The sequence below is a fragment of the Microbulbifer sp. ABF4_143 genome (assembly GCF_056160225.1).
The window spans coordinates 48,057-65,076 of record NZ_JBSWWT010000018.1; the positions used below are offsets into that span (position 1 = coordinate 48,057).

Sequence of the window (17,020 nt, forward strand, 5' to 3'; positions counted from 1 at the left end):
ATCGGCGGCCTGTTCCCCCGACTGCCCGGGACTGTGGCGTCACTGCAGTTGCGATAAATCGAAATAAGTGCGCAGTAACAGGAAATCATAAATGACAGCAAGGGAAGCGGTACCCGTGCGCGGCAGCGAACCCGCGGACGAGAACTTCACAGTGATAGAGCCCGTCGGCTTCACACCGGTAGCCGTGGAATCCGGCGGCCGGAAACTGTTGCTGTCGCCGCGCGCACTGGCCGTTGCCGGCTTTCTGCTGCTCGGGCTGCTGGCCCTGGTCTACCTGCTGGCGGCCCGCTCACTGATCTTTGAAACCCAACCCGCCGATGCCGACGTCAGCGTCAGCGGCTTCGCCCTGCCCCTCGGCGACGGACACCTGGTGCTGCCCGGCCACTACAGCTACACCATCAGCGCCAGCGGCTACCTGCCCAAGAGCGGCGAAGTGGAGGTGACCAGCGACGGACACAGCCGCCACGCGGTCATCCTGGAAAAACTGCCCGGACATCTGCAGGTTATCAGCGACCCTCCGGTTCCGGTGCGCATCCTCGTCGACGGCAGCGAGGTGGCGAGCGAAAACGGCTTGGCGAAGAACATCCCCGCCGGCAGGAAGCGCGTCACCCTGCTGACCGAGCGCTATCTGCCCTATACGCGGGAAATTGACATCGAGGGCCTGGACAACACCCAGCGGCTGCAGGTCAAGCTGCGCCCCGCCTGGGCCAGGGTGCGCATCAGCAGCAATCCGCCCGGAGCGACAGTCACCGTCGACGGCGAGGTGCTCGGCAGCACGCCGCTGAACGCCGAGCTGATTCAGGGGGACAGGGTCGTCAGCCTGTCGCTGCCGCAATACAAGACCGCGGAAATCCCGGTGGCCGTGACCGCCGGAGTGGATCAGACCCTCGCCCCGGTCGATCTCAGCGCCGCCGACGGACTGCTGCGCGTCGTCAGTATCCCCGAGGGCGCCAGCGTCACCGTGAACGGGGAGTTTCGCGGCCATACGCCGCTGGAACTCGAGCTGCCCTCCGGCGACAGGCACGAACTGCGCTTCTTCAAGGATGGCTACACATCGGTGGTGCGCACCATCGATGTCGGCGCGGGCATAGAGCGCGACCTGAATATCACCCTCGATGCCGTTTACGGCCGCGTGCGCGTCACCAGCAGCCCGGCCAACGCCCAGGTTTACATCGACGGCCGGCTGGCCGGCACCAGCGGGGAGACGTTCAACCTGCCGGCGCGCAGCCACAGCATCCTGGTGCGCAAAAGCGGTTACGAAGATTACGAGACCACCGTAGTCCCGAGCGCCAAGCTGGAACAGAGTATCCGCGCGGTACTGCTCACCGCCGAACAGGCGCGCTGGAGCAAGGTGCCCGCCGAGATCACCCACCCCGCCGGTGGCACCATGCGCCTGATGCGTCCCAACGCGAAGTTCACCATGGGCTCGTCCCGCCGCGAACAGGGCCGCCGCGCCAACGAGGTGCTGCGGCAGATCTCCCTGACCCGCCCCTTCTATCTCGGCACTACCGAGGTCACCAACCGCGAGTACCGCCGCTATCGGCGCATGCACAGTTCGAGCCATGTAAACGGCATCAGCCTCGACAACGACAACCTGCCGGTGGTGAATGTCAGCTGGGCCGACGCGGCCATGTTCTGCAACTGGCTCTCCGAGCGCGACGGCCTGAAACCCGTCTACTACACCCAGGGCGGCAGGATCACCGGCTTCGACGCTAGCGCAAACGGCTACCGCCTGCCGACCGAGGCCGAGTGGGCCTGGGCGGCGCGCTACGAGCGCGGCGCCATGCGCAAGTTTCCCTGGGGCGACGATCTGCCGGTCAGGAAGAATTCCGGCAATTACGCCGACAACCACGCCGCGCAGCTGGTCCCGGCGGTGCTGCGCACCTACAGCGACCGCTACGCCGCCACCGCCCCGGTTGCGAGTTACCGCCCCAACAACCTCGGCATCTACGACCTAGGCGGCAATGTATCCGAGTGGATCCACGACCTCTACACCATAGGCACCGGCCTGTCCATGCGCCGGGAGGAGAACCCGGTTGGACCACAGGATGGCGACTATCACGTGATCCGCGGCTCCAGCTGGCGCCATGCGGGCCTGACCGAACTGCGCCTGGCCTACCGCGACTACGGTGCAGAGCCGCGCAACGACGTCGGCTTCCGCGTCGCGCGCTGGGTGCAATAGGAGACAGCCATGAGCCGATACCACCAGAGTGGAAAACAGCAGCCGCCCGCACTGGCGACGGCCTGCGCGCTCGCCCTGCTGTTGTGCCTCGCGCCGGTTTCCGGTCCCTTCGCGGCCGAGGAAAAGAGCGAAGGCGGTGAAGAGGAACCGGTAAAAGTGGCGCAGGCAGAAACCGGGAAAAAGAATGAGAAGAGCGATGCCGACGACTACAAGGCTTCGGAGGAAATCTCAGAAGACCTGTCGGTGTCCTACCCCATCGATATCTAGAGCGCGACATTGAGCAAGAGCAAAACCATGAAATTCAAATCCTCCGACTTTATCTTCCAGCTGTTCGCGCTACTCGGCGCGATCATCCTGGTGCACGCCATCTATGTGGCCATTATCCGCCCCAACGCCGACGCGCTGATCGAAGAGCAGCTGGCCCGGGAGGCGGCCGGCGAGACCTATGTGCAGCAGCGATCCCTGTATATCGTGATGCGCGACTACGAGCAGGAGGCCTGCTTTGTCCTGATGCTCTGGGCCATGGCGATCATGGGGCTCAAGGCGCGCCGCAGCATGCGCGAGCGCCAGCTGCTGGACAAGGCGCTGCTGAACGTCAGCGAGGGCACGCCGATACTGCCGGAGGACGCGCGCGACCTGTCCCGGCCAATCCAGGCACTGCCCGAGGAGGAGCGCAATTACCTGCTGCCCCGCGCCCTGCTCACGGCCCTGCAGCGCTTCGGCTCCACGAAGAACGTCGCCGCCGTGTCCAACTCCGTCAAGGAGGTTTGCGACACCGAGGGCGACCGCCTCGATTCCGAACTGGCGATGGTGCGCTACATCACCTGGGCCATTCCGTCGATCGGTTTTATCGGTACGGTGCGCGGCATCGGAGAGGCGCTGTCGCAGGCGCACAGGGCCGTCGAGGGCGATATCGCCGGCGTTACCGTCAGCCTCGGCGTCGCCTTCAACTCCACCTTCATCGCCCTGGTCATCAGCATCGTCATCATGTTCTTCACCCACCAGCTACAGCTGATGCAGGAGCGCCTGGTGCTGGATACCCAGAACTACTGCGACAACAATCTGTTGAGATTCCTGAAAGTGAGTTGAGGAAAAACACCTTGTAGGAGCGGCCCATGGCCGCGATCGAGCTCGCAAACATTACTGACCTTTGATCGCGGCCATGGGCCGCTCCTACAAAAAACGAATTGCCCCCAGCGGCAAACTGCAACAGAGGAAACATCCATGGGACAAGGAGTCCTGGAAATCAACGACAGCGGCCTGCGTGTATTCATAGGCACCGATGAGGTGTTGGAAAGCCCCGGTGTGGCGGTGATAGAACCGCAGCAGATACAGGTCGGCACCGCGGCGCTGATGCGCGCGCGCAGCCACCCCACCCAGGTCAACAGCCAGTTCTGGCGCCGGCTGAGCCTGGAATCCCTGAAGTCGGAAAATGTCCGCTGCCGCCACCACGCGGACCTGGCCTACTGCCACCTGCAGGAAATCTCGGAACACTGCGACCTGCCGGACGAGATCATGCTGGCGGTGCCGGGCAATTTCACCCGCGAGCAACTGGCGCTGCTGCTCGGCATTGTCAACGAGAGCCCGATCAATGCGGTGGGCCTGGTGGATGCCGCCACCGCCTGTATCAGCAGCCTGGCGCCCCGCGGCGTCCAGCTGCATGTGGAACTGCAGCGCCACCAGACACTGGTCAGCCGCGTCGCGGTGCACGAACAGGCGGTGCTGGATATCGCGGAAACGGTGACCGACGCCGGGCTGCAGGATTTCCACGATGCCTGGGCGCGGGTGTTTACCGACGCCTTTGTCATGCAGTGCCGCTTCGATCCGCTGCACTCGGCGGATTCGGAGCAGCAGCTCTACGACATGATGCCGCAGTGGGTCAGCCGCGCCATGCGCCAGGGCGAGGTGATGGCGGAACTCGACGACCGCACAGCCAAGGTCGGCCTGCGCCAACTGCAGGACGCCAGCACGCCGATACTGTCGCGGGTGCGCGCCATGATCGACAACCTGGCCGAACCCAGCAGCGTGATCTTCGTTTCCCACCGCTGGGCCGAGATCCCCGGCGGCGCCCAGCTGGCGGAGCGCATCCACCTGTTGCCGCACAACTGTATCGCCCAGGCGGTGGCCAGGCGCTGGCAGGAAATCCACAGCGAAACCGCTGCCCTGCGCCTGGTCAATGCGCTGAGCGCGGCGCCCGCCAACGAAGTCGCGGTACAGGTGAACAGCGCCGCCGAGGCCGCCGCGACCCACCTGCTGTTCGGCCACCGCGCGCTGGCCGCACAACAGCCCCTGTTCCTGTTCTGGCAGGAAGGCAGGTTCAGCGTCACGCCGACGCCGCCGGATCACCCGGCGGCCACGGTGACCAGCCATGCCGGCCGGCTCGCGATGCGCGTCGATGCCGGCACCCGGTTGATGCTGAACGGCGAGGAGATCGCCGCACCGGTCAACCTGAACGCCGGTGACAAAATCGGCATCGCGGATGCCGACGAAGTGATCACCGCAATCAGTGTGGAGCATTATGGCGCGTAGAAAACGGCGTTTTTCCACCTTCAGCCTGTCGTTCCTCGACATCATGTCCTGCGGTTTCGGGGCCGTGGCGCTGATCTTTTTGATCATCAAACACGGCTCCGACCACGAGGTGAAAGTGGAGACCCAGGACCTCGCCGCAGAGGTCAACCTGTTGCAGGAGGAGGTGGAGTTCGGCCGCGAACACCTGGTGCTCGCGCGCAATACGCTGGATGTCACCAGCGATGAACTCGCCGAGGCGCAGGGGCTGGCGCGGCGCATCATGGAGCAGATAGAAACGGTCAAGGGCAACCTCGCCGAGATCGACAGCGCCAGCGAGGAACAGGACATCAAACGCCTGCAGGAGAAACTGAAAAAACTGCAGGAAGCGAAGAAAAACCTGGAAGAGGAAAACAAAAAACTGGGCAACAATGTGCGCAAGTACGTCGGCGACGGAGACCGCCAGTACCTCACCGGACTGCGCCTCGGCGGCGACCGCATACTGATACTGCTGGACGCGTCCGCGAGCATGCTCGGCGACGAACTGATCAAGGTGATCCGAACGCGCAATATGTCCGCGCGCGTGAAGCGCGAGACCGAGAAGTGGCGCCGCGCCGTCAATACCGTGTCCTGGCTCACGGCCCAGTTCCCGCAGGACAGCCAATACCAGATCTACACCTTCAACACCGGCTTTCGCGCCGCCATTCCCGGCACCGAGGACCGCTGGCTGAACGTGGACGACCGCGACCAGTTGGACAAGGCGATCAAGGCGCTGGACAAGATAGTGCCGGACGACGGCACCAGCCTCGAGCGGGTCTTCCATGCCGTCAGCGCCATGTCACCGCTGCCGGACAATATCATCCTGATCACCGACGGCCTGCCCACCCAGGGCATGAAGAAACCCCGCGGCAATACCATCTCCGGCAAGGCGCGCAGGAGCCTTTTCAAGCGCGCGGTGAAGGCGCTGCCGAAGGATATCCCGGTCAATGTGATACTCGCGCCCATGGAGGGCGACCCGTTCGCGGCCAGCGAGTTCTGGAAGCTCGCCATGGAAACCCAGGGTTCCTTCCTCGCGCCATCGAGGGACTGGCCATGAGACGCAATCGCACCAAGCGCGGTCAGGAGGAGTTCAGCATCTCCTTTCTCGACGTCATCTGCTGTGGTTTCGGCGCCATAGTGCTGCTGCTGATGATCGCCAAGACGGCGGAACCGATAGTGCTGGAGGAAGCCGAAGTGGACCTGGAGGGCCAGGTCCGCGAACTGCAGCACCAGCTGGCAGAAATCCGCGGCGAGACGAGTGTTCTCAACCGCGACCTCAACGCCAAACGCGAACAGCTGGACATAGAGCGCGCGCGCATCGCCAAATTGCGCGGCGAGCTGGATACGCTGCAAACCCTCTACGCGCGCAAGACGGAGGGGGAGAGCGAAGAGGGCCGCCTCAAGGGCGAGCTGACCGTGGCACTGCAGACCATGACCGAGGAGATGCGCCGCCTGCTCGGGGAGAATTACCAGCGCAAGAACAATGTCATCGGCGGCATCCCGGTCGACAGCGAATATATCCTGTTCATCATCGACACCTCCGGCAGTATGTTCAATTACGGCTGGGACCGGATGATGAACGAAATGGTCAACACCCTCGACCTGTACCCCAACGTCAAGGGCATCCAGGTAATGAATGACATGGGGGACTATATGTTCTCCAACTATCGCAACAAGTGGATTCCGGATACACCGGGCCGCCGCCAGGCGATTCTTGAACGCCTGCGCTCCTGGAACCCATTCAGCAACTCGAGTCCCGTGGAGGGAATCCAGAAGGCGGTGCGCAGCTTCTACGATCCCGACAAGAAAATCAGCATCTATGTGCTGGGCGACGAATTCACCGGAAAATCGATCCGCAACGTGATGCTCGCCGTGGACAGGGTCAACGCCCAGCACGGCGAGGCGAAGCGCAATGTGCGCATCCACGCAATCGGCTTTCCTATCCAGTTTTCGCGCCCGCCGCACCTGCAGACGACCGGGCTGAGATTCGCCGCGCTGATGCGCGAGCTGACCTACCGCAACGGTGGCACCTTCGTCGGGTTGAACGACTTTCGATAGCCGATAGCAATCGGGGAGATGGACATGGAGTACGCAGTAAACGGATTTAACCGGCTGGCGAAGGCCGCGCTGCTTCTCGCCGCGCTGATGGCGGCGGCCTGCTCGCACACGGTGCATGTGGACGGCCAGTATCCGCAGCCGGTGGGGCAACAGCACCCGCTGACCGTCGGCATCTACCTGAGTGACGAATTCAGCAACTTCACCTATCACGAGGACAGCGAGGACCGCGACGAGTGGAATATCAACACCGGGCGGGCGCAAAGGAACCTGTTCGAAACGGTGCTTGGCGCTATGTTTACCGAGACGATTTCACTCTCCAGCTATCCGCAGCCGCTGCCGGACAGTGTCGAACTGGTGATAGTGCCGGAGGTCCGAGAACTGCAGTTCACCATGCCGCGGGAAACCCGCGTCAACATCTTCGAGGTGTGGATCAAATACGACATGCACGCCTACAACCAGCGGGGCGAATCCGTCGCCAACTGGGTCATCACCGCCTATGGCAAGACGCCGACGGCCTTCCTGAAGTCCCAGGAGGATGCGCTGGCGCAGGCGATCGATGTCGCGCTGCGGGATGCCGGCGCGACCCTGTACACCGGTTTTGAAAGGGTGCCGGAACTGCAGGCGATGCTCGCCGAAAAGCGACGCGCCCTTTCCATGAAGGCAGTAGACGCCGCGGACTAAGGAGGTTCCCGTGTCCAAATCCATTGTTGTCATTATCCTGGCCCTGCTGGGTGGCTGCACCACCGTGGTGATCGACGAGTACCGCCGCAGTGACGGAGAGCTGGCCGAGGGCGATTCGGTGGTGATCCTGGGGCGCCGCCACTCCAGCGAGTACGAGACGGAGCCGGACCTGATCAACTGTGTCGGCAGACAGCTGCACGATCCGGATCGCGGCGTCAATGTCATCCCTGAGCAACAGTTTGTCGACGCCATGTACCCCTGGTTCGAGCCGCGCACGGCGCCCATGCACCTGCGCTCGCTCGATCGCCTGCTGGAAATTCCGAATGTGCGCGAGCGCATGGAGGCCTACGGCGTCAAATATATCGTCTGGATAGACGGCTCCACAGAGACCACCGCCAGCGCGGGCTCCATCGGCTGTTCCATCGGCACCGGCGGGGCCGGCTGCTTCGGCTTCGGCACCTGGGACAAGGAGTCCGACTACGAGGCATCGGTGTGGGATTTTCGCGACCAGGAGCTGTCCGGCAAACTCAGCGCCGACGCCAAGGGCACCTCCTATATGCCCGCGATAGTGATTCCAATCCCGCTGATTGCGCGGGTACAGAACAATGCCTGCAAGGGCATGGCCGCCCAACTGCAGGAATTCCTGTTGCCGTCGCAGGGCGGCAGCTCATAGCGGTGCAAACGAGGGAGGGAAAGACCGATGCATTATTTCAATAAAATTCTTATTTGCGCCCTGGCGGCAGCGATCGCCGGCTGCGCCTTCAATCCGGCCACCAACCGCCCCGACCTGGTGCTGATGTCCGAAGAGAAGGAGATCGAAATCGGCAGGGAGATGCACCAGAAACTGGTGCAAAGCACGCCGATCTACAAAGACCCGGTGCTCACCGCTTATGTGGACCACGTGGGCCAGAAGGTGGCGGCGGCCAGCGACAGGCCGAACCTCAAGTATCACTTTACGATCATCGACAGCCAGGACATCAACGCCTTTGCGCTGCCGGGCGGCTACGTCTATATCAATCGCGGCCTGCTCACCTATCTGCACTCGGAGGCGGAGATGGCCGCGGTACTCGCCCACGAAGTGGGCCATATTACCGCGCGCCACGCCGTGCGCCAGAAGACCGCCGCGACGGGGGCGGGGGTCGCCTCCGTGCTCTCGGTGCTGGTGACCGGCAGCGGCGTGGTCGGTGACGTGACCAAACTCTGGACCACCGCAGCGGTGAAAGGCTACGGCCGCGAAATGGAGCTGGAGGCGGATCGCTTCGGCGCCCAGTATATGTATAACGCCGGCTACGACCCCCAGGCCATGATCAATGTGATCGGCCTGCTCAAGGACCAGGAGACCTTCGCCCGGCGCCGGGCGAGAGTCGAGGGCAAGAAACAGCAGACCTACCACGGCGTCTTCTCCTCCCACCCGCGCAACGATATCCGCCTGCAGGAGGTGGTCGAGGCGGCGGGCAAGCTGCCCGAAGACCGCAAGACCACCAAGATCGAGTACTACCGCGAAAAAACCGATGGCCTCGTCTACGGGCAGAACGCGCAGCAGTCGGAGAAAAACCGCTACAACCACAAGCGCCTGGGTTTCTCGCTGCTGTTCCCGGAGGGCTGGAAAGTGGAAAACCAGCGCTCCGCTATCGTCGGAACCGCGCCCGACGGCAGCGCCACCATCACGATCAAAGTGGCGCAGCGCAATGGCAACCAGCCAGCGGACATGGCCCTGCGCGAAGTGTACGCGGTGCGCGACCTGGAGCAGAGCGAAAAACTGAACCAGTATCGGCTGGAGGGTCACACCGGCAAGCTGCCATCCGCCGGCAGCGGCGATCCGGAGCGGGTGGCGGTGATTTACTACGGCAGCCGACAGTATATTCTCGAGGGCCGGGTCAACGGCGAGGCGGCGGATGCAGAATCACTCAGCGAGTATGACAATCTGTTCCTGACCAGCATCAGGAGCTTCCGCCCCCTGCGTAAAACTGACATTATTCAACCGAATATAAAGCGCGTCCGCTACGTCAAGGCCAACGAGAAGACCACCTTCGCCTCCCTGGCGAGGCATATGGAAATTGGCGAATACGCAGAGGAGCAGCTGCGCCTGCTGAACGGCTATTATCCGCGGGGCGAGCCCAAGCCGGGGGAGTGGATCAAGATAGTCCAGTAACCCGGGCCGGCGCCGAAAAGTTCCAGCCCCGGTGTCGGGGCGGCCCATGGCCGCGAGCGAATTTTTCAACGGCAACAAAGCCAAAATCACAAAACCGATAATAATAAGGAGCACACTATGTTCGGCCTGATGATGCAGTCCCAACTCACGCTGACCGGCGTTATGCGCCACGCGCGGAACAACTTCCCGGACAGCGAAATTGTCTCCGTCACCGCAGACAATCCCCTGCACCGCTACACCTACCGCGAGGCCTTCGAGCGCGCCGCCCAACTGGCCAACGCGCTGCAGAAGCTGGGCGCCGCCCCCGGCGACCGTATCGGCACCCTGGCCTGGAACGACTACCGCCACTTCGAACTCTACTACGCCACTTCCTGCAGCGGTCTGGTGTGTCACACCATCAACCCTCGACTCTTCCCGGAGCAGATCACCTATATCATCGAGCATGCGGAGGACCGCTGGCTGTTTATCGATCCGTTGTTCGTGCCGCTGCTGGAAGCCCTGGCAGATAGGCTCTCCGCTGTCAAAGGCTATGTGGTGCTTACCGACAGCGCCAATATGCCCGCCACCCGGCTGCCGAACGTACACTGCTACGAGGAGCTGATCGCGCCGGAATCCGCGGATTTCGACTGGCCGCAGCTGGACGAAAACACCGCGGCCGCCCTCTGCTATACCTCCGGCACCACCGGCAACCCGAAAGGCGTGCTCTACTCCCATCGCGCCATGGTGCTGCACACCTATGGCGTGTTGATGCCGGACGTATTCGCGCTGCGAGGCGATGAAACCGTGCTGCCGGTGGTGCCCATGTTCCACGTCAACGCCTGGTCTATTCCCTACGCGGTGCCGGCGGTGGGCGCCAAGCTGGTGTTCCCCGGCCCGAAAATGGGCTGTGGCGAAACCCTGAGCAAGCTGATGCAGCGCGAGGGTGTCACCCTGGCCGCCGGCGTACCCACCGTGTGGCTGGCACTGCTCAAACACCTGCGCGAGAGCGGCGAGACCATTCCCAGCCTGAAACGCGTGGTGGTGGGCGGCTCCGCCTGCCCCTGGAGCGTCATGGAGGAGTTCGAACAGAAGCATGGCGTCTATACCCACCACGCCTGGGGTATGACGGAGATGAGCCCGCTCGGCACCTTCAACCCCCGCGTTCCGCCGTCACTGCCCGCCGACGAGGCCCGGGCGCTGCGTCTGAAGCAGGGCCGCGCCGCCTATGGGGTGGAGATGCGCATCGTCGACGAACAGGGCCGGCCGCTGCCCCACGACGGCGTGGCCTTCGGCGCACTGCAGGTCCGCGGCCCCTGGGTGTGCGAACGCTATTTCAAGGCCGAGGCGTCGGCGCTGACGGACGACGGCTGGTTCGACACCGGCGACGTGGCCACCATAGATCCGCGCGGCTACCTGGGCATCACCGACCGCACCAAGGACGTGATCAAGTCCGGCGGCGAGTGGATCTCCTCCATCGAGCTGGAAAACTTTGCCATGACCCTGCCCGGTGTGGCCGAGGCGGCGGTGATCGGCGTGGCCCACGAGAAGTGGGCCGAGCGCCCGCTGCTGGTGGTGGTGCCGGCTCCCGGCGCGGAGTTGGACACCAAGGCGATTCTCGAGGCCTTCGAGGGCAATGTGGCCAAGTGGTGGATACCGGACGACTGCGTGATAGCCGACGCACTGCCCCACACGGCCACCGGCAAGATCAGCAAGAAGGATCTGCGCCAGCAGTTCGCCGACTACCACTGGCCGGAGGAGGCAACCGCGTAAGCCTGCCCGCCGCGGCGCCGCGCCCGCTCTGGTCGCGGCGCCCCTTCCGACTGCTCCCCCGACGGCCCTGAAAAAACCATGGATGTTTTTTCAGCCGCCTGCTAGGGAACCTCTGAATAATTCCGCAATGCCTCTGCAAGCCCCGCAGAGGCATTGCGGAATTATTCAGAGGTTCCCTAGACGCTGTCATATTTTCTTATTGATCCGGTGGTAAATACTGCCGAGCAAACAGCCACCGACCGACAACACAAACACACCATGATAAAGACGCTTTTGATCGGCCTTATCTCGGCCTCTGCGCTCGCTGTGCCCCATGACACAGGGGCCGGGGAAACATTCACGCGGCGCGGGGAAAGGCCGCTGGTGATCGCGCACCGCGGCGCCTCCGGCTATCTGCCCGAACACACGCTGGAATCCAAGGCGCTGGCCTACGCGATGCGCCCCGACTTTATCGAACAGGACCTGGTGCTCAGCAAAGACGACCAGCTGATCGTGATGCACGATATTTTCCTGGACGGAACCACGAACGTGGCCGAAGTCTACCCCGGCCGCGCCCGCGAGGACGGCCACTACTACACCATCGACTTTGCGCTTGAGGAGTTGAAGCGCCTCAAGGTGAGCGAGTCTTTTGTGCGCACCAATGGCAGCATCAGCGCCAAATACCCCCATCGCTTCCCGCTGTGGAAGTCCAGCTTCCAGCTCTCCACACTGGAAGAGGAGATAGAGCTGATACAGGGCCTGAACCGCACGCTGGGCTACGACATCGGCATCTACCCGGAAATAAAGAAACCCTGGTTTCACCACCGAGAGGGCAAAGACATAGCCGCGCTGACACTGGCCAAACTGAAGCAGTATGGCTACACGGACCGCAGGCAGAAGATCTTTCTGCAGAGCTTCGACGCCGAAGAGCTGCAGCGCATCAAGCGGGAACTAATGCCCCGCCTGGGCATGGATCTACCGCTGGTACAGCTGATCGCGATGAGCGACTGGGGCGAGAAGAAGGTGGAATCCGGGGGAACGCTGGTCAATTACGACTACGACTGGATGTTGCAGCCCGGCGGCCTGGACAGGATCGCTACCTATGCCGACGGTATAGGCCCCTGGGCCAGGATGCTGGCGCACCTGCAGGACGGGCGGCCGGTGCCCAGCGGGCTGGTGCGGAAGGCGCACCAGCGCAAATTGCTGGTACACCCCTACACCTTTCGCGCCGACCCGGAGCAGATACCGGAAGGGATCGACAGCTTCGAAAACCTGCTGCGGCTGTTCGTCGACCGGCTGAACGTGGATGGCGTCTTCACCGATCACCCGGACAAGGTGCGCGCATTTATTCGAAGCGGGAGAAATCCGCCGGCCGCTTCTCCATAAAAGCGGTGGCCGCCTCCCTGAACTCCTCCGATGCCAGGCGCTTCTGGAAATGGCCGGCCTCCTCGCGAATGACTTCCATCCCGACTTCGTAGGTGCCGCGGCGCAAGAGCTGCTTGGTCAGGCGCACAGCTTCGGGGGCCTTTTTCGCCAGTTCCGCCGCCGCCTCGCGGGCGCGACCGAGCGCCTCGGCGGCCGGCACCGCCGCGTTGCAGATGCCCGCGGCCACGGCCTCTTCGGCGCCGAACTTTTTCCCCAGCAACAGCAGCTCCGAGGCCTTGGCGTGCCCAACCATACGCGGCAGGAAAAAGCTGGAGCCGTACTCCGGGCACAGCCCCAGATTGACGAACGGCATCTGGAACATGGCGTCGCTGCCGGCGAAAGACATATCGCAGTGCAGCAACAGGGTGGTGCCTATGCCGACCGCGGGGCCGTTGACGGCGGCCACGATGGGTTTCGGGAACTGGTAGAGCGCGAGCATAAACTGGAAGACGGGCGAGTCGGCGCCGGAGGCGGAGCCACCGAGGAAATCCATCAGGTCGTTGCCGCTGGTGAAAACCCCTTCGCTGCCGCTGAGGACCACCGCGCGGATCTCGGCGCTATTCGCCGCCTCGTTCAGCAGATCTGCCATGGCGCTGTACATGGCCATGGTCAGGGCATTCTTGCGCTCGGGGCGGTTAATGGTGATTTCCAGCACGCGCTCTGAGAGAGAGGCCTGGATTTCTGCGCATGGGCTTTGCATGAACTTCTCCGCTTGTTTGTCTGTGCGCCCCGCCCCTCGCATGGGGAGGGAAGAAGGCGCTGCCAAGAAACCCACATAGTAGCCACTTCGATACTGCGCGCGAGTTCCTAATCGACCACTTTCGTTGACGCGGGCCGCCGCAGCCGCGAACGTCCCCACTCTCAGGCCACGCCGGCCCGGGACAGCATCGCGTGCAGCAGCACGTTGCAGCCGGCTTCCAGGTGGCCCGGCTCAGCGGACTCGGCCTCGTTGTGGGACAGGCCCCCGGCGCAGGGCACGAAGATCATCGACACCGGCGCCACGCGGGAGACGTAGACGGAGTCGTGGCCGGCGCCGGAAACCATCCTGCGGTGGCTGTAGCCGAGGCTCTGCGCCGCCTTGTCGACCGCCTCAATGCAGCGCTCGTCGAACTGTACCGGCGGCGAGTGCCACTCCTCGCGCACATCGATGGTCGCACCTGTGGCCTCCTCGACCTGCTCCGCGAGCCGGTACAGGGTGCGGTGCAGATGCTCCAGACCCTCCGGCTTCGGATGGCGCAGATCCAGCGCCAGCACCACCTTCTCCGGCACCGTGTTGCGGCTGCCGGGTTCGGCGCGCAGATCGCCACAGGTCATACGCGCGTCGTCCGAGTAAGCCTTCACTTCGCTGTAGAGGCGCTCGCACAGCCAGGCCAGGGCCTGCACCGGGTCGCGCCTGTCGGCCATCGGCGTCGGCCCGGCGTGGCAGGGGGTACCGCGCAAGGTCACGTCATACCAGCGGATACCCTGCACGCCGGTGACCACGCCGATCAGTTGGCCCTGCTTTTCCAGGATCGGCCCCTGTTCGATATGGGCCTCGAAGGCGGCGGTGATGGGCTGCGGCTCCGCCGGCGCCTCGCCCAGATAGCCGATGCGCGCCAGTTCCTCGCCGATGGTTGCGCCGGATTTGTCGGCGCGGCTGTGACCGTATTCGAGACTGAATTCACCGGCCCAGACGCCGGAGCCGATCATCGCCGGCGAGAAGCGGGCACCCTCCTCATTGGTCCAGACCACCACCTCGAGCGGCGCCCGGGTCCGAATACCCCTGTCTTCCAGCGTGCGCAGCACCTCCAGCCCGGCGAGCACGCCGTAGACACCGTCGAACTTACCGCCGGTGGGCTGGGTGTCCAGATGCGAGCCGGTGATGACCGGCGGTGCATCGCCTTCCGCACCGGCACGGCGGGCGAAGATATTACCCATGCGGTCGACGCGGATGTCGCAGCCGATATCCCGGCACCAGCCGACAAACAGGTCGCGACCGCGCTTGTCCTCGTCGGTCAGGGCCTGGCGGTTGCAGCCACCGGCGGGGGTGGCGCCGATGCGCGCCATCTCCATCAGGCTTTCCCAGAGGCGGGCGCCGTCGACGCGCAGATCTCGTGCAGAATGTTCCATTCGGGCAGCTCCGCTTATAATGGCACTAATATTAGTGAATTTTTCGCAATTTTGGTTTTGATCGACGCCGCCGGATGAGATCATTGTTTCGCGGACGATCAAAACACAGCCAGGTGCAACTTACCTATGACCGTTACTTATAGCTCCTATCTCAAAGTAGACGAGCTGCTGCAGTGCCAGCAGCCCCTGTCCGAAGGACCCGAGCACGACGAGTTGCTGTTTATCGTGATTCACCAGAGCTACGAGCTGTGGTTCAAGCAGCTGCTGCACGAGCTGGATTTCCTCGTGAAGCTGTTCAACAACGGCGAGCGCAACCGCGCGCTGCACACCCTGAAGCGGGTGGACACCATCTACCGCACCCTGATCCAGCAGGTGGACATACTGGAGACACTGACGCCGCTCGAGTTCATGTCCTTCCGCGATCGCCTGTCCACCGCCAGCGGTTTCCAGTCGTTCCAGTTCCGCGAGCTGGAATTCCTCTACGGCGCCAAAGATGCGAAAAAGCTGGAGAACTATGAACCCGGCTCGGACCACTATCTGCGCCTGCAAAAGCGCCTACAGGCGCCGACTCTGTGGGATGCCTTCCTGAATTTCCTCGTCCACGAGGGGCACAAGGTTCCCGAGGGCGAATTGAAGCGCGACTTCAGCCAGACGGCGGAGCCGTCTCCCGCCGTGCAGAAGATCCTGATCGATGTGTACCGCAACGATCCGCTGGTCAGCGAGATCTGCGAGGCGCTGGTGGATATCGACACGTCGCTGCAGCAGTGGCGCTACCGCCACGTGAAAATGGTGGAGCGCACCATCGGCAGCAAGATGGGTACCGGCGGCTCCAGCGGCGTCGGCTATCTGATGGGCACGCTGTTCAAGCCGGTGTTCCCGGACCTGTGGGCGATTCGTTCGGAGTTCTAATGGGCGGGGGAGCCGGGAGCCCTCCCCTATTCGCCGGACACAAAAAAAGCCAGCAGTTGCTGGCTTTTTTTGTGTCCGGAAGCGCTTACTTCTCGTAAGGCACCAGGGAGACCTGGATACCCGGGTTCACTTCCTTGGCCGCGTCGGCGATCTGGACATAGGTATCGGCGCTGGACTTGTTGTGCGCGCGCACGATCACGATGGCCTGCGGGTTTTCGGCAAACAGCTGTGCGATACGGGCGCGTACGGCGCGGCTGTCGATACGGCTGCTACCCATCCAGATCTCGTCGTTGGCGTTTACGGTCAGCAGGATATTCTGCTTGTCGGGATCCGGCGGGGTCTCGACCTGCTGATCCGGATCGGGCACGTTTACGTCCAACGCCTTCTCTTTAACAAAGGACGCCGTTACGATGAAGAAGATCAGCATAATGAACACGACGTCCAGCATGGGCGTCAGGTCGATATCGGCTTTTTCCTCTTCTACGGCCTTACCGCGTCGTCTACTCATATAACACCGTACAGTTATCTAATGCGAATGGCGCCGGATGGACCGGTCTAATCAGGTGGGCAAGAGTGCCGCGAAATTGTCAGTATTGCAAGTACAACCTTCGCGCCCAGAAAAAACTCCTTGAAAATCAATAAGTTACAGACACCCCTCGCCAACACCGATCGAATTTTGACCGATTTTGGCGACTATCTACAGGCCAGATAGCCCTGGTAATCCGGCACTTCGCGCTCGAATGCCGTCTCCATCAGCGTCGACTGCACCATCATATCCGCACTGGCGCCGTTGCAGGCCACCGGGATATTCCACACGGCGGCTATGCGCAGCAACGCCTTGACGTCCGGGTCGTGGGGCATGGGTTCGAAGGGGTCCCAGAAGAAGATCAGCAGATCTATCTCCCCCTGGCAGATCCTGGCCCCCAACTGCTGGTCGCCGCCCATCGGGCCGCTGAGCAGCTTCTCCACTCTCAGCCCGGTGGCCGCCTCTATCTTGCTGCCGGTGGTGCCGGTGCCCAGCAGCCGGTGCCGCTGCAGCAGCTCGCGATGGCGGTTGCACCATTCAATCAAAGCCCCCTTGCGATTGTCGTGGGCGACCAGGGCCACGCGTTTGGTGGCGGGTAGCGGCTGCGTTATAAATTTCATTCTGTCCTCGGTGCTGAAACTCGCTTCTATCGATTGGCGGCGCCGGCGGCCAGTCCCGCCCCAAAACCGCAAGCTATATTCTACCC

The 17,020-nt window shown here is 63.0% G+C and carries 16 protein-coding genes; 12 read left to right on the forward strand and 4 right to left on the reverse strand.

Going from position 1 to position 17,020, the window contains the following annotated elements; translation table 11 throughout:
- Window positions 1-91 precede the first annotated feature (91 nt).
- From ACXAF3_RS14140 to glpQ, 11 genes are all read left to right on the forward strand, one after another.
- Entirely contained in the window at window positions 92-2,182 is a 2,091-nt protein-coding gene (locus tag ACXAF3_RS14140) for a PEGA domain-containing protein (RefSeq protein ID WP_475112961.1), read from the forward strand.
- Window positions 2,183-2,191: 9 nt separating this feature from the next.
- Complete coding sequence (locus ACXAF3_RS14145) at window positions 2,192-2,449, forward strand: hypothetical protein (RefSeq protein WP_475112962.1); 258 nt, start codon at window positions 2,192-2,194, stop codon at window positions 2,447-2,449.
- A gap of 27 nt (window positions 2,450-2,476) precedes the next feature.
- Window positions 2,477-3,271, forward strand: a complete 795-nt coding sequence (locus ACXAF3_RS14150; RefSeq protein WP_475112963.1) for a MotA/TolQ/ExbB proton channel family protein — start codon at window positions 2,477-2,479, stop codon at window positions 3,269-3,271.
- 135 nt (window positions 3,272-3,406) lie between these two features.
- Window positions 3,407-4,711 (forward strand): hypothetical protein, encoded by a 1,305-nt coding sequence (locus tag ACXAF3_RS14155; protein ID WP_475112964.1) that lies wholly within the window; start codon window positions 3,407-3,409, stop codon window positions 4,709-4,711.
- Window positions 4,701-5,783, forward strand: a complete 1,083-nt coding sequence (locus tag ACXAF3_RS14160; protein ID WP_475112965.1) for a VWA domain-containing protein — start codon at window positions 4,701-4,703, stop codon at window positions 5,781-5,783. The genes ACXAF3_RS14155 and ACXAF3_RS14160 overlap by 11 nt, the downstream gene beginning before the upstream one ends.
- Window positions 5,780-6,784, forward strand: a complete 1,005-nt coding sequence (locus tag ACXAF3_RS14165) for a VWA domain-containing protein (RefSeq protein WP_475112966.1) — start codon at window positions 5,780-5,782, stop codon at window positions 6,782-6,784. The genes ACXAF3_RS14160 and ACXAF3_RS14165 overlap by 4 nt, the downstream gene beginning before the upstream one ends.
- 24 nt (window positions 6,785-6,808) lie before the next feature.
- A complete protein-coding gene (locus tag ACXAF3_RS14170; RefSeq protein WP_475112967.1) occupies window positions 6,809-7,465 on the forward strand; it encodes a hypothetical protein in 657 nt (218 codons plus the stop codon).
- Window positions 7,466-7,475: 10 nt separating this feature from the next.
- Window positions 7,476-8,138: a hypothetical protein gene (locus ACXAF3_RS14175; RefSeq protein ID WP_475112968.1), complete on the forward strand. Its 663-nt coding sequence runs from the start codon at window positions 7,476-7,478 to the stop codon at window positions 8,136-8,138.
- 27 nt (window positions 8,139-8,165) lie between these two features.
- Complete coding sequence (locus tag ACXAF3_RS14180) at window positions 8,166-9,617, forward strand: M48 family metalloprotease (protein WP_475112969.1); 1,452 nt, start codon at window positions 8,166-8,168, stop codon at window positions 9,615-9,617.
- A gap of 117 nt (window positions 9,618-9,734) precedes the next feature.
- Window positions 9,735-11,366 carry a long-chain-fatty-acid--CoA ligase gene (locus ACXAF3_RS14185; protein ID WP_475112970.1) on the forward strand — a complete coding sequence of 544 codons (1,632 nt, stop codon included), beginning with the start codon at window positions 9,735-9,737 and terminating at the stop codon, window positions 11,364-11,366.
- A 258-nt stretch (window positions 11,367-11,624) separates the two neighbouring features.
- Window positions 11,625-12,731 carry a glycerophosphodiester phosphodiesterase gene (gene glpQ / locus ACXAF3_RS14190; protein WP_475112971.1) on the forward strand — a complete coding sequence of 369 codons (1,107 nt, stop codon included), beginning with the start codon at window positions 11,625-11,627 and terminating at the stop codon, window positions 12,729-12,731.
- Here the strand turns inward: glpQ and ACXAF3_RS14195 are convergent.
- Window positions 12,691-13,470, reverse strand: a complete 780-nt coding sequence (locus ACXAF3_RS14195) for an enoyl-CoA hydratase (RefSeq protein WP_475112972.1) — start codon at window positions 13,468-13,470, stop codon at window positions 12,691-12,693. The two genes, glpQ and ACXAF3_RS14195, sit on opposite strands and share 41 nt — an antisense overlap.
- Window positions 13,471-13,631: 161 nt before the next feature.
- Window positions 13,632-14,879: a Zn-dependent hydrolase gene (locus tag ACXAF3_RS14200; protein ID WP_475112973.1), complete on the reverse strand. Its 1,248-nt coding sequence runs from the start codon at window positions 14,877-14,879 to the stop codon at window positions 13,632-13,634.
- Between the two features lie 126 nt (window positions 14,880-15,005).
- Here ACXAF3_RS14200 and ACXAF3_RS14205 point away from each other — a divergent pair, with 126 nt between their 5' ends.
- Window positions 15,006-15,788 (forward strand): tryptophan 2,3-dioxygenase, encoded by a 783-nt coding sequence (locus ACXAF3_RS14205; protein WP_475112974.1) that lies wholly within the window; start codon window positions 15,006-15,008, stop codon window positions 15,786-15,788.
- Between the two features lie 85 nt (window positions 15,789-15,873).
- On the opposite strand, the gene ACXAF3_RS14210 is transcribed toward ACXAF3_RS14205, so the two are convergent.
- The gene (locus ACXAF3_RS14210; RefSeq protein ID WP_475112975.1) at window positions 15,874-16,296 is read right to left on the reverse strand and encodes an ExbD/TolR family protein; all 423 of its coding nucleotides are present in this window, start codon (window positions 16,294-16,296) and stop codon (window positions 15,874-15,876) included.
- A 185-nt stretch (window positions 16,297-16,481) separates the two neighbouring features.
- Window positions 16,482-16,934 (reverse strand): methylglyoxal synthase, encoded by a 453-nt coding sequence (locus ACXAF3_RS14215; RefSeq protein ID WP_475112976.1) that lies wholly within the window; start codon window positions 16,932-16,934, stop codon window positions 16,482-16,484.
- Between the last annotated feature and the right edge of the window lie 86 nt (window positions 16,935-17,020).

Bases quoted from the DNA above. Each gene is read 5' to 3' on its own strand.
- ACXAF3_RS14155 (WP_475112964.1), top strand. From the start codon at position 3,407: ATGGGACAAGGAGTCCTGGAAATCAACGACAGCGGCCTGCGTGTATTC.
- ACXAF3_RS14210 (WP_475112975.1), bottom strand. From the start codon at position 16,296: ATGAGTAGACGACGCGGTAAGGCCGTAGAAGAGGAAAAAGCCGATATC.
- ACXAF3_RS14205 (WP_475112974.1), top strand. From the start codon at position 15,006: ATGACCGTTACTTATAGCTCCTATCTCAAAGTAGACGAGCTGCTGCAG.
- glpQ (WP_475112971.1), top strand. From the start codon at position 11,625: ATGATAAAGACGCTTTTGATCGGCCTTATCTCGGCCTCTGCGCTCGCT.
- ACXAF3_RS14160 (WP_475112965.1), top strand. From the start codon at position 4,701: ATGGCGCGTAGAAAACGGCGTTTTTCCACCTTCAGCCTGTCGTTCCTC.
- ACXAF3_RS14165 (WP_475112966.1), top strand. From the start codon at position 5,780: ATGAGACGCAATCGCACCAAGCGCGGTCAGGAGGAGTTCAGCATCTCC.
- ACXAF3_RS14150 (WP_475112963.1), top strand. From the start codon at position 2,477: ATGAAATTCAAATCCTCCGACTTTATCTTCCAGCTGTTCGCGCTACTC.
- ACXAF3_RS14215 (WP_475112976.1), bottom strand. From the start codon at position 16,934: ATGAAATTTATAACGCAGCCGCTACCCGCCACCAAACGCGTGGCCCTG.
- ACXAF3_RS14170 (WP_475112967.1), top strand. From the start codon at position 6,809: ATGGAGTACGCAGTAAACGGATTTAACCGGCTGGCGAAGGCCGCGCTG.
- ACXAF3_RS14195 (WP_475112972.1), bottom strand. From the start codon at position 13,470: ATGCAAAGCCCATGCGCAGAAATCCAGGCCTCTCTCTCAGAGCGCGTG.
- ACXAF3_RS14180 (WP_475112969.1), top strand. From the start codon at position 8,166: ATGCATTATTTCAATAAAATTCTTATTTGCGCCCTGGCGGCAGCGATC.
- ACXAF3_RS14185 (WP_475112970.1), top strand. From the start codon at position 9,735: ATGTTCGGCCTGATGATGCAGTCCCAACTCACGCTGACCGGCGTTATG.
- ACXAF3_RS14200 (WP_475112973.1), bottom strand. From the start codon at position 14,879: ATGGAACATTCTGCACGAGATCTGCGCGTCGACGGCGCCCGCCTCTGG.
- ACXAF3_RS14145 (WP_475112962.1), top strand. From the start codon at position 2,192: ATGAGCCGATACCACCAGAGTGGAAAACAGCAGCCGCCCGCACTGGCG.
- ACXAF3_RS14140 (WP_475112961.1), top strand. From the start codon at position 92: ATGACAGCAAGGGAAGCGGTACCCGTGCGCGGCAGCGAACCCGCGGAC.